This is a genomic window from Streptomyces sp. NPDC045287 (assembly GCF_056432325.1).
In genome coordinates this window covers 366095-380893 of record NZ_JBWKJG010000001.1, presented here as the reverse complement: position 1 = coordinate 380893, position 14799 = coordinate 366095, and the positions used below count along the sequence as shown (strand labels likewise).

Annotated in this window: 11 protein-coding genes; 4 read left to right on the top strand and 7 right to left on the bottom strand. The window is 71.9% G+C overall.

What is annotated here, in order from left to right; all coding sequences use genetic code 11:
• Positions 1–21: 21 nt before the first annotated feature.
• The gene (locus AC07D6_RS01615) at positions 22–801 is read right to left on the bottom strand and encodes a sulfite exporter TauE/SafE family protein (protein ID WP_479041102.1); all 780 of its coding nucleotides are present in this window, start codon (positions 799–801) and stop codon (positions 22–24) included.
• Between the two features lie 224 nt (positions 802–1025).
• Here AC07D6_RS01615 and AC07D6_RS01610 point away from each other — a divergent pair, with 224 nt between their 5' ends.
• Genes AC07D6_RS01610 through nirD form a run of 3 tightly spaced genes read left to right on the top strand, consistent with a single transcriptional unit; the run spans position 1026 to position 5051 of the window.
• Positions 1026–2207: an NAD(P)/FAD-dependent oxidoreductase gene (locus AC07D6_RS01610; protein WP_315878116.1), complete on the top strand. Its 1182-nt coding sequence runs from the start codon at positions 1026–1028 to the stop codon at positions 2205–2207.
• Between the two features lies 1 nt (position 2208).
• A complete protein-coding gene (gene nirB, locus AC07D6_RS01605; protein ID WP_479041100.1) occupies positions 2209–4731 on the top strand; it encodes a nitrite reductase large subunit NirB in 2523 nt (840 codons plus the stop codon).
• Positions 4728–5051 carry a nitrite reductase small subunit NirD gene (nirD, locus tag AC07D6_RS01600; RefSeq protein ID WP_315878114.1) on the top strand — a complete coding sequence of 108 codons (324 nt, stop codon included), beginning with the start codon at positions 4728–4730 and terminating at the stop codon, positions 5049–5051. Before nirB ends, nirD begins: the two co-directional genes overlap by 4 nt.
• Before the next feature lie 87 nt (positions 5052–5138).
• On the opposite strand, the gene AC07D6_RS01595 is transcribed toward nirD, so the two are convergent.
• The gene (locus tag AC07D6_RS01595) at positions 5139–5552 is read right to left on the bottom strand and encodes a VOC family protein (protein WP_479041098.1); all 414 of its coding nucleotides are present in this window, start codon (positions 5550–5552) and stop codon (positions 5139–5141) included.
• Positions 5553–5829: 277 nt separating this feature from the next.
• On the opposite strand from AC07D6_RS01595, the gene AC07D6_RS01590 reads away from it, so the two are divergent.
• Positions 5830–6987, top strand: coding sequence for an alkaline phosphatase PhoX (locus AC07D6_RS01590; RefSeq protein ID WP_315878112.1), 1158 nt, complete (start codon positions 5830–5832; stop codon positions 6985–6987).
• Here the strand turns inward: AC07D6_RS01590 and AC07D6_RS01585 are convergent.
• The 5 genes from AC07D6_RS01585 to AC07D6_RS01565 all read right to left on the bottom strand — a co-directional run bounded on the left by AC07D6_RS01585 (position 6957) and on the right by AC07D6_RS01565 (position 14771).
• Entirely contained in the window at positions 6957–7985 is a 1029-nt protein-coding gene (locus AC07D6_RS01585) for an ArsR/SmtB family transcription factor (protein WP_315878111.1), read from the bottom strand. The genes AC07D6_RS01590 and AC07D6_RS01585 overlap by 31 nt on opposite strands.
• 579 nt (positions 7986–8564) lie before the next feature.
• Positions 8565–11276, bottom strand: coding sequence for a pyruvate, phosphate dikinase (gene ppdK, locus AC07D6_RS01580; protein ID WP_479041096.1), 2712 nt, complete (start codon positions 11274–11276; stop codon positions 8565–8567).
• A 400-nt stretch (positions 11277–11676) separates the two neighbouring features.
• Complete coding sequence (gene dusB / locus AC07D6_RS01575; RefSeq protein ID WP_315878109.1) at positions 11677–12813, bottom strand: tRNA dihydrouridine synthase DusB; 1137 nt, start codon at positions 12811–12813, stop codon at positions 11677–11679.
• A gap of 92 nt (positions 12814–12905) precedes the next feature.
• Positions 12906–13121, bottom strand: coding sequence for a DUF6243 family protein (locus AC07D6_RS01570; protein ID WP_315878108.1), 216 nt, complete (start codon positions 13119–13121; stop codon positions 12906–12908).
• Between the two features lie 267 nt (positions 13122–13388).
• Complete coding sequence (locus AC07D6_RS01565; RefSeq protein WP_479041094.1) at positions 13389–14771, bottom strand: glycine--tRNA ligase; 1383 nt, start codon at positions 14769–14771, stop codon at positions 13389–13391.
• Between the last annotated feature and the right edge of the window lie 28 nt (positions 14772–14799).

The window sequence follows — 14799 nt, the reverse complement described above, 5'->3', positions numbered from 1 at the left end:
CGCGCCCGACCCGCGCCGCCGTCACGCCCACTGGTCGAACGCCAGCTTCGCGACGAGCGAGAACACGACGGCCAGCAGCACCCCGCGCACGAACCCCGCGCCCTTCCGCAGCGCCATCCGCGCCCCCAGCACGCCGCCCGCCAGGTTGAACACCGCCATCAGCGCCGCCAGCCGCCACATGACGTTCCCCTGGTACGCGAACATCGCCAGCGCGCCGCCGTTCGTGCAGACGTTGACGACCTTCGCGGTGGCCGAGGCGGTCACCAGGTCCAGGTGCAGCACCGCCGTGAGCGCCAGCACCAGGAACGTGCCGGTGCCGGGCCCGAACAGCCCGTCGTAGAAGCCCACCCCGCCGCCCACCAGCACGATCGCGGTGACGAGCCGCGCCCGCCCCACCGGCCCCCGGGCCGCCGGCCCGGTCCCGAACGACGGCCGCAGCAGCACGAACACCGCGACGCCCACCAGCACGACGAGGATCGCCGGGCGCAGCACGTCGCTGCTGACCCCCGCCGCGAAGAACGCCCCGCCCATCGAGCCGGCGAGCGCGGCCAGGCCGATCCGGACGGCCGTCAGGACGGCCACGGGCGCCCGGCGCACGTACGTCACGGCCGCGCCGGCCGTGCCGACGATGGCCACCGCCTTGTTCGTCCCCAGGCACTGCGCGGCCGGCACGTGCGGCACGCCGAGCAGCATCGCCGGCAGGAGCAGCAGCCCGCCGCCGCCCACCACCGCGTCGATCCAGCCCGCCAGCAGTGCGGCGAGACAGAGCAGAACGAGGGAGGTCAGCGAGATGTCCGGCATGCACATGACCCTATGTGGTGCCCCTCTCCCGCCCCCGCCGGACCCCGGACGGCCCCGGGAGCGACCCTGGACGGCCCCGGACGGACCCGGACGCCTCCGGGCGGCCCCGGCGGGAGGGCCGCCGCTCCCCTCACCGCCGGCGGGCGTCCCCGCTGAGGTCAGCTTTCCGCGCGCGAAACAAACGGGATCCCGACGGGAAACACCGCCGACGCACGCTGCTGGACATGAGTTCACGGATCGTGGTGGTCGGCGGTGGTACGGCGGGGGCGCGCCTCGCCGAGCGGCTGCCCGTCACCCTGCTCGGCGAGGAGCCGCACGCCCCGTACAACCGGGTGCTGCTCGCGGACGTCCTGGCCGGCAGGTACGGGCCCGAGGTGATCGCCCTGCCCGCGCCCCGGGGCGAGCCGGCGCGACGCGGTGTCCGCGTCACCGGCATCGACCGGGACGCCCGCGAGGTGCACTGCGCGGACGGCACCCGCGTCGCATACGACCGGCTGGTTCTGGCCACCGGCTCGAACCCGGTGCTGCCGCCGCTGCGCGGCCTCGCGGGCGGTGACCGGATGCCCGCCGGGGTGCACGCGTTCCGGACGCTCGACGACTGCCTGGCGCTGGACGCACAGGTGGGGCCCGGCGCGCGCGCCGTGGTCATCGGCGGCGGCCTGCTCGGGGTGTCCGCCGCCCGCGCGCTGGCGGCCCGGGGCGCCGAGGTGGTGCTGGCCCAGCAGGGCGAGCACCTCATGGAGCGCCAGTTGGACGCCGACGCCTCCGGGCTGCTGCGCCGCCACCTGGCGGGGCTCGGCGTGGAGGTGCACACCGAGTGCCGGGTGCGCGGTCTGAGGGCCGCGTCGGGCGCGGTGACCGCCGTCGAGCTGGCCGACGGGTTCGTGCTCGACGCCGACCTGGTCGTCCTCGCCTGCGGGGTCCGGCCGCGCGTCGGGCTCGCCCTGGAGGCGGGGCTGGACGTGCGGCGCGGGATCGTCGTCGACGACCAACTGCGCACCTCCGACCCGTACATCCACGCCGTGGGCGACTGCGCCGAGCACGACGGCCGGCTCTACGGGCTGGCCGGCGCCGCCCTGGAGCAGGCCGACGTGCTCGCGACCGTCCTGGCCGGGGGCGACGCCGCCTACCGGGGCACGCGGGCGCTGACCCGGCTCAGCCTGGACGCCCTCGAACTGGCCGCGTTCGGCGAGCCCGTGCCCCGGGCCGGCGACGACACCGTGCGGCTCGCCGACGCCACGCGCAGCGCGTACCGGAAGGTCGTCGTCCGGGGCGACCGGCTCGTCGGCGGCGTCCTGATCGGCGACCTCGGCGCGGTCGGGACGCTCGCCCGGGCGTGGGAGGGCGACGAAGCCCTCCCCGACGCGCCCCTGCTTCACCTGCTCACCCATGACGGAGGCTCCTGACATGCCGAACACGCCCGGGGCGGCGCACACGCCCACCATCGTCCTCGTCGGCCACGGCATGGTCGGCCAGCGCTTCCTGGAGGCCCTCGCCGAGCGCGGCGTGACCGGGCGGGCCCGCGTGGTCGTCCTGTGCGAGGAGCCCCGCCCCGCGTACGACCGGGTCCAGCTGACCTCGTACTTCTCCGGCCGCACGCCCGAGGACCTGTCGATGGTGCCCGACGGATTCATGGCGGAGCACGGCATCGAGCTGCACACCGGCGACCCGGCGGTCGCGATCGACCGGGAGGCCCGCACGGTCACCGCGCGGTCCGGGCTGACCGTCGCGTACGACACGCTGGTCCTGGCGACCGGCTCGTACCCGTTCGTGCCGCCGGTCCCCGGCAAGGACGCGAAGGGCTGCTTCGTCTACCGCACCATCGAGGACCTCCTCGCCATCGAGGAGTACGCCAGGACCTCGAAGACCGGCGCGGTCGTCGGCGGCGGCCTGCTGGGCCTGGAGGCGGCGGGCGCGCTCAAGGGCCTCGGGCTGGAGACCCACGTCGTGGAGTTCGCGCCCCGGCTGATGCCGGTCCAGGTCGACGAGGGCGGCGGCGCCGCGCTGCTGCGCACCATCGAGGGCATGGGCCTGTCCGTCCACACGGGCGTCGGCACGCAGGCGGTCACCGTCGGGGACGACGGCGCGGTCACCGGCATGAAGCTGTCGGACGGCTCGGAGCTCGCCGCGGACATGGTCGTCTTCTCCGCCGGCGTCCGCCCCCGCGACCAGCTCGCCCGCGACTGCGGCCTGGAGGTCGGCGAGCGCGGCGGCATCGCGGTCGACGAGCGGTGCCGCACGTCCGACCCGGCGGTCTACGCGATCGGCGAGTGCGCCCTCGCGGCGGACGGCAGGGTGTACGGCCTGGTGGCGCCGGGCAACGAGATGGCGCTGACGGCCGCGGACGCCATCGCCGGGCGGGAGTCCTCGTTCACCGGCGCGGACACCTCCACGAAGCTGAAGCTGCTCGGCGTGGACGTGGCGTCGTTCGGCGACGCGCACGGCACGGCCGAGGGCTGCCTGGACGTCGTGTACGCGGACTCGCGGGCCGGCGTGTACAAGAAGCTCGTCGTCGACGCGGACGGCCGGTTGCTCGGCGGCGTCCTGGTCGGTGACGCCGACTCGTACGGGATGCTGCGACCGCTGACCGGTTCGGTGCCGCCCGTCTCCCCCGAGCAACTGGTCCTCCCGGCGGGCGCGGGCGCCCCGGTCGCGCTGGGGCCGGAGTCGCTGCCGGACGACGCGGTGATCTGCTCCTGCCACAACGTCACCAAGGGCGCGATCTGCGAGCACACCACGCTGCCCGAGGTGAAGAAGTGCACCAAGGCCGGCACGGGCTGCGGCAGTTGCGTCAAGGTCATCCAGCAGTTGCTGCCGAAGACCGGCGACGGCGGGCTGTGCGGCTGCTTCCCGCAGACCCGCCAGGACCTGTACGAGATCGTGCAGGTGCTGCGGATCACCTCGTACGCGGAGCTCCTCGACCGCTACGGGCGGGAGGAGGCCAAGGGCGGCGAGGGGTGCGAGATCTGCAAGCCGACCGTCGCCTCGATCCTGGCGTCCCTCTCCCACGGCTACGTCCTCGACGGCGAGCAGGCCGCGCTCCAGGACACCAACGACCACTTCCTCGCCAACATGCAGCGCAACGGCTCGTACTCGATCGTGCCGCGCATCCCCGGTGGGGAGATCACCCCGGAGAAGCTGATCGTCATCGGCGAGGTGGCGCGGGACTTCGGGCTCTACACGAAGATCACGGGCGGTCAGCGGATCGACCTGTTCGGCGCGCGCGTCGAGCAGCTCCCGGCGATCTGGGCGCGGCTGGTGGACGCGGGCTTCGAGTCGGGGCACGCGTACGGCAAGGCGCTGCGGACCGTGAAGTCCTGCGTGGGGCAGACCTGGTGCCGGTACGGCGTGCAGGACTCGGTGCGCATGGCGATCGACCTGGAGCTGCGCTACCGCGGCCTGCGGGCGCCGCACAAGCTGAAGTCGGCGGTGTCGGGCTGCCAGCGCGAGTGCGCCGAGGCCCAGTCGAAGGACTTCGGCGTCATCGCCACGGCGAACGGCTGGAACCTGTACGTCGGCGGCAACGGCGGCGCGACGCCGCGCCACTCCGACCTGCTGGCGAAGGACCTGTCGGACGCCGAGCTGATCAAGCTGATCGACCGGTTCCTGATGTACTACATCCGCACCGCCGAGCGGCTGGAGCGCACCGCCCCGTGGGTGGAGCGGATCGGTCTCGACCACGTCCGGGAGGTCGTGGTCGAGGACTCGCTGGGCATCGGCGAGGAGCTCGACGAGCTGATGTCCCGGCACGTGGCCGGCTACCGCGACGAGTGGTCCGAGACCCTCGCGGACCCGGAGCGGCTGGCCCGGTTCGTGTCCTTCGTGAACGCCCCCGACGCGCCGGACCCGTCGGTGCGGTTCGTGCCGGAGCGGGGCCAGATCAAGCCCGACCTGACGATCCTCACCCTGGAAGGTGTGTCCGCCCGATGAAGCTGGAACTCTCGCACGACGACGACTGGCTGCCGATCTGCGACACGACCGTGCTGACGCCGGGCCGGGGCATGGCCGCCCTGCTGCCGGACGGCCGGCAGGCGGCGCTGTTCCGGGACCGGTCGGGGCGGCTGTACGCGATCGACAACCGGGATCCGTTCACCGGCGCCCAGGTGCTGTCGCGGGGCCTGATCGGCTCGGCGAACGGGCGCACGTTCGTCGCGTCGCCGCTGCTGAAGCAGCGCTTCGACCTGGAGACCGGCCGCTGCCTGGACGACGACGAGGTGTCGGTGGCGGTGTACCCGGTGCGCACGAGCTGACGGTACGGGGGCCGGCCCGCCGGCCGGGCGGCGACGGGGACCGTGACGACCGCGGTCCCCGTCGCCGTCGGCGTGTGCGCGCCCGGCTCAGCCCTGCGCCCGCATCTTCTCGACGTCCGTCCACACGACCTCCCAGATGTGGTGGTCGAGGTCCTCGAAGGAGCGGCTGTACATGGCGTCGCCGTACTCCAGCGGCTCGTTGGCCGGGGTCGCGCCGGCGGCCAGCGCCTTGTCGACGAGCTCGTCGACCTGGGCGCGGCTCTCGGCGCTCAGCGCGATGATCGTCTCCGTGGTGGCGGACGCGTCGGCGACCTCCTTCTTCGTGAAGTTCTTGAAGAACGGCTCCGTGAGCAGCATCGCGAAGATCGTGTCGCTGAAGACCAGGCAGGCCGCGTTCTCGTCGGTGAACTGCGGGTTGAAGGAGTAGCCGAGCTCCGTCCAGAAGCCCTTGGCCGCGTCGAGGTCCTTGACCGGCAGGTTCACGAAGATCATCTGTCCCATGGCGGGTTCTCCATCCGGTGTGGCTGCTGTGACCGATGTGGCCTCTGTGGCCGTTACGGAGGGGTAGACCGCCGTCCCCGGCGGAACTCATCGCCGCCGCGCACATTTTTTTCCGGTCGGCCGCGCCCGGGGCGTCCCGGAGAGCCGACCGCCGAACGCTCCTTCCCCTTCACCGCTTGTTGATGCACTGTCAACCCGGGACCCCTAGGTTCCGGCACGCGCGACCCCGTCGCCGACCGGTGCGACGGGGCGGTCACCACCCCAGTGGAGTGATGAAGTGGAACGTCGCAGTTTCCTGCGCGGAGCGGTCGCGGGCGGCGCGGCCGCGGCCTTCGGCTACACGCTGATGCGGGGCGCGGCCTACGCGGCCCCGGCCCAGCCCGGCCCCGGCCCGTACGGAGCGCTCGGCACGGCCGACGCGAACGGCCTCCAGCTCCCGGCCGGCTTCACCAGCCGGGTCGTCGCCCGGTCGGGGCAGCGGGTCGGCGCCACCTCCTACGTCTGGCACGCCGCCCCGGACGGCGGCGCCTGCTTCGCCGACGGGAGCGGCTGGATCTACGTCTCCAACTCCGAGGTCTCCAGCACGGGCGGTGCGAGCGCCATCCGCTTCGACGCGTCGGGCAACGTCACGAGCGCGTACCGCATCCTGTCCAACACCAACCGCAACTGCGCGGGCGGCGCCACCCCGTGGAACACCTGGCTGTCCTGCGAGGAGGTCAGCACGGGGTACGTGTACGAGACCGACCCGTGGGGCGTGAAGGCCGCGGTCCGCCACGCCGCGATGGGCCGCTTCAACCACGAGGCCGCCGCGGCCGACCCGGTCCGCAGGGTCGTCTACCTGACGGAGGACGCGTCGGACGGCTGCTTCTACCGGTTCGTGCCGAACACCTGGGGCGACCTGTCGTCGGGCACCCTCCAGGTGCTGAAGGCCGGCACGGCCACGTCGGGCTCCTTCACCTGGGCGACCGTCCCCGACCCGGACGGCTCCCCCACCGCCACCCGCAACCAGGTGTCCGGCGCGAAGCGGTTCAACGGCGGCGAGGGCTGCCACTACGCCAACGGCACCGTCTGGTTCACCACCAAGGGCGACGGCCGCGTGTGGCAGCTCGACCTGGCGGCGAACACCTACGCGCTGGCGTACGACGACTCGCTCGTCTCCGGCGGCGCCCCGCTGACGGGGGTCGACAACATCACCGGCACGTCCTCGGGCGACCTGTACGTCGCCGAGGACGGCGGCAACATGGAGATCTGCCTGATCACGCCGGACGACGTGGTCGCGCCGTTCGTGCGGATCCTCGGCCAGTCCGGGTCGGAGATCTGCGGCCCGGCGTTCTCGCCCGACGGCCGGCGGCTGTACTTCTCCAGCCAGCGCGGCACGACGGGCAGCTCGTCCGGCGGCATCACCTACGAGGTGACGGGGCCGTTCCGCGCGTAGCGGTGGCGCTCCCGCACCGGCTGGGCGCCGCCGTGCAGCAGGGCGGCGCCCAGCGGCGTCAGGGTGTGCAGCACGGAGCTGCCCTGGCGCAGGGTCACCACCAGTCCGGCGTCGCGCAGGACGCCCGCGTGCTGGCTCGCCGAGGCGAGGGACACCCCGGCGCGGCGGGCCAGCTCGCTGGTCGTGCCGCCCTGCCCGATGGCCTTGAGGACGGCGGAGCGGGTGTGGCCCACCAGCCGCCCCAGCGGCGCCCCGCCCTGCTCGCCGGCCGCGGCGGGGGCGTCCGCGTGCGTCACCGGGTAGACGAGCACCGGCGGCAGCTCGGGGTTCCGGTACATCACGGCCGTGCCCCGGCAGAAGTACGACGGCTGGAGCAGCAGCCCGCGCCCGCCGAGCCGCACGTCGCGGTCGACCGGGTAGTCCGCCTCCAGGACCGGCGCGCGCCAGCGCAGCATCGGCGGCAGGGAGGCCAGCAGCTCCTCGGCGCCGCCGTCGAGCAGCGCCCGGCCCCGCACCGCCCGGTCCGCCTCCACCCGCGCCTGGATGTACGTCCAGTACGGCTCGACGGCGGCCCGGTGGTAGCCGCGCAGCGCTCCCAGGAGCCGGCACAGGGCCTCCGGGCGCCCTTCCGCGAGGTCCCCCGTCCAGGAGGGCAGGGGGGTCGCGGCCGCGCGCTCCGAGGCGAGCACGGACAGCTCCGCGTGGAGCCGGGCGGGCGGCGTGGCGCGTACGGCCTCCAGCGCCGCGTCGAGGCCCTGGAGCCCTTCCGGCGGGGTCAGGAAGTCCGGGAAATACCCCCGTGCGGGGACGAGCGCGCCCAGCAGTCTTGTTTCACCGTTCAACCGCGTCCGGGTTTCGGAGCGCCATTCCCCGTAGACCAGGGCGCCCCGCCTGTCCCGCAAACGGTGAAAGCTGAGGATCGCTTCCCACAGCGCGTCGGGCCGGGCCGCCATCCGGAGCCCCGCGAGATCCGCGCCGGTGAAATGTATACGAAGCACTGAACCCCCACCTGTTGCATGCGCAATCACCCCCCACCAAGGAGTATGCATGCCATCACAGGTTGTTACCACGGCATTTCAGCCACAGTTGAAACGCGTCGCGGACGAGGGCCGGGAACCGAAAAGCTGTACGCCGTCAGACGGGAAACCTTCAGGACCGAGGTGGCGCGTCGGAAGACCGTGGGGGGCTTCTCGCGCCCGGCGGCGGGACTGAAAGGTTGCGGCTCTCCTGTCTGGCAGGGGTAATGGGGCGCGGTCGGCGGGTGGGGATCCGGTGGCCGCGCTCCGCCCGTTTGTTTGCCCGCCGGGGCCGCAGAATTGACGTGAAGTCAATCTCCCGTAAATGGTCCGTGCTTCAACCGGAGCAGAATTCAACCGGTCTCAATTCACCGGACACGTACCTGTACGGATGGACGAACACCAAGGAAACAGTACGGGGCGGACACCTCCGCACAAAGGTGTCCGCCCCGTATCCCTGCGACCCGGAGCCGCCGCCGATCGGTGAGGGTCGGGTGACAGACGGCGGCTCCGGTGCCTGCGGGGTCCCGCCGCGGGGGCGCCGCGGCGGGACCGGGTGGGTCAGCGGCTGTCGCTGCCGTCCGACTGGGCCGCGGCCCGGCCGGCCTCCAGGCGGGCGACCGGGATCCGGAACGGCGAGCAGGAGACGTAGTCCAGACCCACCTCGTGGAAGAAGTGCACCGACTCCGGGTCGCCGCCGTGCTCGCCGCACACGCCGAGCTTGATGTCCGGGCGGGTGGACCGGCCGGCCTCCACGGCGTGCCGCACGAGGGCGCCGACGCCGTCCTTGTCGATCGTCTCGAACGGCGACACCCCGAAGATGCCCTTCTCCAGGTACGCGGTGAAGAAGCTGGCCTCCACGTCGTCGCGGGAGAAGCCCCAGACGGTCTGCGTGAGGTCGTTGGTGCCGAAGGAGAAGAACTCGGCGCACTCCGCGATCTGCCCGGCGGTGACGGCGGCGCGCGGCAGCTCGATCATCGTGCCGAGCGCCAGCCGCAGGTCCACGCCGGTGCGCCGCTGCACCTCGGCGATGACCTGCTCGGCCTCGTCGCGGACCAGCTCCAGCTCCTGCACGGTGCCGACGAGCGGGATCATGATCTCGGCGCGCGGGTCGCCCTTGGCCTCGACGCGCTGGGCGGCCGCCTCCGCGATGGCCCGCACCTGCATCGTGAACAGGCCGGGGATGACCAGGCCGAGGCGGACGCCGCGCAGACCCAGCATCGGGTTCTGCTCGTGCAGCCGGTGCACGGCCTGGAGCAGGCGCAGCTCGTTCTCGTGCGGTTCCTTGCGGGCCTCCGCGAGCGCGACGCGCACCGACAGCTCGGTGATGTCGGGCAGGAACTCGTGGAGCGGCGGGTCGAGCAGGCGGACGGTGACGGGCAGCCCGTCCATCGCCTCGAACAGCTCGACGAAGTCGTCCTTCTGCAGCGGCAGCAGCGCCTCCAGGGCCTCCTCGCGCTCGGCGTCCGTGTCCGCGAGGATCAGCCGCTCGACGTACTGGCGGCGGTCGCCGAGGAACATGTGCTCGGTGCGGCACAGGCCGATGCCCTGGGCGCCGAACCGGCGGGCGCGCAGGGCGTCCTCGGCGTTGTCGGCGTTGGCGCGGACCCGCAGCCGGCGGACGCGGTCCGCGTACGCCATGATCCGGTGGACGGCCTGGACCAGCTCGTCGGCGTCGTCGGCGCCGGCGTGCATCCGGCCCTCGAAGTACTCGACGACCGGCGACGGCACGACGGGCACCTCGCCCAGGTACACCTTGCCGGTGGAGCCGTCGATGGAGACGACGTCGCCCTCCTCGACGACGTGGCCGCCCGGCACGGTCATCCGGCGGCGCTTCGTGTCGACCTCCAGCTCCTCGGCGCCGCAGACACAGGTCTTGCCCATGCCGCGGGCGACGACGGCGGCGTGCGAGGTCTTGCCGCCGCGCGAGGTGAGGATGCCCTCGGCGGCGATCATGCCGTCCAGGTCGTCCGGGTTGGTCTCGCGGCGGATGAGGATGACCTTCTCGCCGGAGCGGGACCACTTGACGGCGGTGTACGAGTCGAAGACGGCCTTGCCGACGGCGGCGCCCGGCGAGGCGGCGATGCCGCGGCCGATCTGCTCGACCTTCGCGCCCTCGTCGAAGCGCGGGAACATCAGCTGGGCGAGCTGCGCGCCGTTGACGCGCTGGAGCGCCTCGGCCTCGTCGATGAGGCCCTGGTCGACGAGCTGGGTGGCGATCCGGAAGGCCGCCGCGGCGGTGCGCTTGCCGACGCGGGTCTGGAGCATCCACAGCTGGCCGCGCTCGATGGTGAACTCGATGTCGCAGAGGTCCTTGTAGTGGTTCTCCAGCGTCTCCATGATGCCCATGAGCCGGTCGTACGACTTCTTGTCGATCGACTCCAGCTCGGCGAGCGGCACGGTGTTGCGGATGCCGGCGACGACGTCCTCTCCCTGCGCGTTCTGCAGGTAGTCGCCGTAGACGCCCTGGTGGCCGGAGGCGGGGTCGCGGGTGAAGGCGACGCCGGTGCCGGAGTCCGGGCCGAGGTTGCCGAAGACCATCGAGCAGACGTTGACGGCGGTGCCGAGGTCGTGCGGGATCCGCTCCTGGCGGCGGTACAGCTTGGCGCGGTCGCCGTTCCAGGAGTCGAAGACGGCCTTGATGGCGAGGTCCATCTGCTCGCGCGGGTCCTGCGGGAAGTCGCGGCCGGCCTCGTCCTTGACGATCTTCTTGAACCGCTCGACGAGCTTCTTGAGGTCCGCGGCCTCCAGTTCGGTGTCGACCGCGGCCTCCTTGGCCTCCTTCGCCTCGTCGAGCGCCTCCTCGAAGAGGTCGCCGTCGACGCCGAGGACGGTCTTGCCGAACATCTGGATGAGGCGCCGGTAGGAGTCCCACGCGAAGCGCTCGTCGCCGGACTGCCGGGCGAGGCCCTCGACGGACGTGTCGGACAGACCGATGTTGAGGACCGTGTCCATCATGCCGGGCATGGAGAACTTGGCACCGGAGCGGACGGAGACGAGGAGCGGGTCGTCGGCCTGGCCGAGCTTCTTGCCCATCTTCCGTTCGAGCGCGTCGAGGTGCGCGCTCACCTCGTCGCGGAGCGCGGGCGGCTCGGCGCCGCTCTCCAGGTAGACCTTGCACGCTTCGGTGGTGATCGTGAAGCCCGGAGGCACCGGGAGACCGAGGTTGGTCATCTCGGCGAGGTTGGCGCCCTTGCCCCCGAGAAGGTCCTTGAGGTCCTTGTTGCCCTCGGTGAAGTCGTACACGAACTTCTGATCTTTGTTTTCCGACACGGGTCTCGACTCCTCGAGGACGACGTGGCTGCCCTGACGGCGAGGAACATACCCAGATCGAAGGCACCTGAGGAGCTATGCCTAACCGTCGTACGGCCTTAACCACCCGTCCGCCAGCAGATCGAAAGTTACGCAACGGTTTCTTCTCCGGGCGGGAACGATTCACGCCTTGAAGCGTCATGGTCAAAAACCACCCAAGGACCGCTCATGTGAGCAGCCACCCTTCACACTTGCCTTCACTTCTTGAAGACAGAAAGGGTGGCACTGAGTGCCACCCTTTGAGAAGTACAGCCACGTGAAACGTGCTCATCTGAGCACTCACCCGATCAGGGGTGGCGAGAATCACGCTGTCGTCCGGCCCGCGATTCCACGATCCGGACGTCCGGAGTCCACCCGCCGGTCAACCGCCGGACGTGTCCAACTCGGCGTCCGCGCTGACCGAGGCGCAGTCGTACGGGTCCTTCAGCCAGCCGTCCGGCAGGACGACCCGGTTGTTCCCGGACGTCCGGCCCCGCGGCCCGTCGGCGCCCGCCGGCCACGGCTGGTCCAGGTCCAGCTCGCTCAACTGAGCGCTCAGCTCGTCCAGGGACGACGTGACCGCCAGCCGCTTGCGCATCTCGGAGCCGACGGCGAACCCCTTCAGGTACCAGGCGACGTGCTTGCGGAAGTCGACGACGCCCCGCGACTCGTCGCCGATCCACTCCCCCAGCAGCCGGGCGTGGCGCACCATGACGTCCGCGACCTCGCGCAGCGTGGGGGCCGCCGCCCCGCCCGTGCCCTCGAACGCCGCCACGAGGTCCCCGAACAGCCAGGGGCGCCCCAGGCAGCCGCGGCCCACGACGACCCCGTCGCAGCCGGTCTCGCGCATCATCCGCAGCGCGTCGTCCGCGGACCAGATGTCGCCGTTGCCGAGCACCGGTATCTCCGGGACGTGCTCCTTCAGCCGGGCGATCGCGTCCCAGTCGGCCGTGCCGCCGTAGTGCTGGGCGGCCGTGCGGCCGTGCAGGGCGATCGCCGTGACGCCCTCCTCGACGGCGATGCGGCCCGCGTCGAGGTACGTGATGTGGTCGTCGTCGATGCCCTTGCGCATCTTCATCGTGACCGGCAGGTCCCCGGCGTTGGCCACCGCCTCGTGGAGAATCGCCCGCAGCAGGGGCCGCTTGAACGGCAGCGCCGAGCCGCCGCCCTTGCGGGTGACCTTGGGGACGGGGCAGCCGAAGTTCAGGTCGATGTGGTCCGCGAGGTCCTCGTCCACGATCATGCGGACGGCCTTGCCGACCGTGACGGGGTCCACTCCGTACAACTGGATCGAGCGCGGCGTCTCGGACGCGTCGAAGTGGATGAGCTGCATGGTCTTCTCATTGCGTTCGACCAGGGCCCGGGTGGTGATCATCTCGCTCACGAACAGGCCCTTGCCGCCGGAGAACTCACGGCAGAGCGTGCGGAACGGTGCGTTGGTGATACCGGCCATCGGGGCGAGCACCACCGGCGGCTGCACGGTGTGCGGGCCGATGGGGAGGGGACTGAACGCGGTCATGCCCCCCATTGTCCCGTACCGCGCGCGCTCCCCCGGGCACGCGGGGGGCCCGGCCGCCGGGAAGGCGACCGGGCCCCTGGTGCCGCGGGGGATCAGCTCTGCCGGTCCCGCTCCTGCGTCTCCGGCGTCTCCTGCTCCTGCTGCTGCGGGCGGGTGCGCTCGCGCATCCTGCGCAGCAGTTCCTGCTTGGCGTCGGCGGCGTCCGCCGCGCGCCCGGCGCCGTGGGGCGCGGAACCCTGCCGTTCGAGGCGGGACAGCTTCTTGCGCTGCCCGCCCACACCGAGCAGGTTGTTGCGGCTCTTGGCCATGGGGTCTCCCTCAGGGGTGAGAAGTCGTCCGGGGTGTCCGGGGTGTCTGGTGGGGCGGCGCGGGCGTCGGGGCCCGGCGCACTCTCACTCGTAGATCGGGAGGAAGGAGGACATGGGGACGACCGTACCGGGCGGGGCACGGGCGGGCATCCCAATATCCCGCCCGGCCCGTCGGCGGCACGGCGAAGCCCCCGGTCCCGCCGAGGGGGCCGGGGGCTTCGCCGTGCCGTGCCGGGACGCGCCGGCGGCCGATCGGGCGGGCGGGCGTCAGCAGCCGATCAGACGGGTGGCGAGGTAGCCCTGGATCTGGTCGAGGGAGACGCGCTCCTGCTTCATCGAGTCGCGCTCGCGGACGGTCACCGCGTTGTCCTCGAGGGTGTCGAAGTCGACGGTGACGCAGAACGGCGTGCCGATCTCGTCCTGGCGGCGGTAGCGGCGGCCGATGGCGCCCGCGTCGTCGAACTCGATGTTCCAGTTCTTGCGGAGGTCCGCGGCGAGGCCCTTGGCCTTCGGGGACAGCTCCGGGTTGCGGGAGAGCGGCAGGACCGCGACCTTGACCGGCGCGAGGCGCGGGTCGAGCCGCAGCGAGGTGCGCTTCTCCATCTTGCCCTTGGCGTTGGGCGCCTCGTCCTCGACGTACGCGTCGAGCAGGAAGGCCAGCATCGTGCGGCCCACGCCGGCGGCCGGCTCGATCACGTACGGGGTCCAGCGCTCGCCGGCCTCCTGGTCGAAGTACGACAGGTCGGCGCCGGAGGCGCGGGAGTGCGCGGTCAGGTCGTAGTCGGTGCGGTTGGCGACGCCCTCCAGCTCGCCCCACTCGCTGCCGCCGAACCGGAAGCGGTACTCGATGTCGGCGGTGCGCTTCGAGTAGTGGGAGAGCTTCTCCTTCGGGTGCTCGTACCAGCGCATGTTCTCCTCACGCAGGCCCAGGCCCGTGTACCAGTTCCAGCGCTGCTCCATCCAGTACTCGTGCCACGTCTCGTCCTCGCCCGGCTTGACGAAGAACTCCATCTCCATCTGCTCGAACTCGCGGGTGCGGAAGATGAAGTTGCCCGGAGTGATCTCGTTCCGGAAGGACTTGCCCATCTGCGCGATGCCGAACGGCGGCTTCTTGCGCGAGGTCTGCTGCACCTGGGCGAAGTTGGTGAAGATGCCCTGCGCGGTCTCGGGGCGCAGGTAGGCGACGGAGCCGGTGTCCTGGGTCGGGCCGAGGTGCGTGGAGAGCAGGCCGGAGAACTGCTTGGGCTCGGTGAACTGGCCCTTGTTGCCGCAGTTCGGGCAGTTCAGGTCGGCCAGGCCGTTCGCGGGCAGGCGGCCGTGCTTCTCCTCGTACGCCTCCTCCAGGTGGTCGGCGCGGAAGCGCTTGTGGCAGGAGGTGCACTCGGTGAGCGGGTCGGTGAAGGTCGCGACGTGACCGGACGCCTCCCAGACCTCGGAGGCCAGGATCACCGACGAGTCGAGGCCGACGACGTCCTCGCGGGACGTGACCATGTAGCGCCACCACTGGCGCTTGATGTTCTCCTTCAGCTCCACACCGAGCGGCCCGTAGTCCCAGGCGGCCTTCTGGCCGCCGTAGATCTCGCTGCAGGGGTAGACGAAGCCACGGCGCTTGCTCAGGCTGACGATGGTGTCGATCTTGTCGGCGGCCACGGTGCTCTCTTCATACGACGATGACGAA

What these genes read in the sequence shown, in the direction of transcription:
- AC07D6_RS01570 (WP_315878108.1), bottom strand. Translation starts at nt 13,121, where the DNA reads ATGGCCAAGAGCCGCAACAACCTGCTCGGTGTGGGCGGGCAGCGCAAG.
- nirB (WP_479041100.1), top strand. Translation starts at nt 2,209, where the DNA reads ATGCCGAACACGCCCGGGGCGGCGCACACGCCCACCATCGTCCTCGTC.
- dusB (WP_315878109.1), bottom strand. Translation starts at nt 12,813, where the DNA reads ATGACCGCGTTCAGTCCCCTCCCCATCGGCCCGCACACCGTGCAGCCG.
- AC07D6_RS01615 (WP_479041102.1), bottom strand. Translation starts at nt 801, where the DNA reads ATGCCGGACATCTCGCTGACCTCCCTCGTTCTGCTCTGTCTCGCCGCA.
- nirD (WP_315878114.1), top strand. Translation starts at nt 4,728, where the DNA reads ATGAAGCTGGAACTCTCGCACGACGACGACTGGCTGCCGATCTGCGAC.
- AC07D6_RS01610 (WP_315878116.1), top strand. Translation starts at nt 1,026, where the DNA reads ATGAGTTCACGGATCGTGGTGGTCGGCGGTGGTACGGCGGGGGCGCGC.
- AC07D6_RS01595 (WP_479041098.1), bottom strand. Translation starts at nt 5,552, where the DNA reads ATGGGACAGATGATCTTCGTGAACCTGCCGGTCAAGGACCTCGACGCG.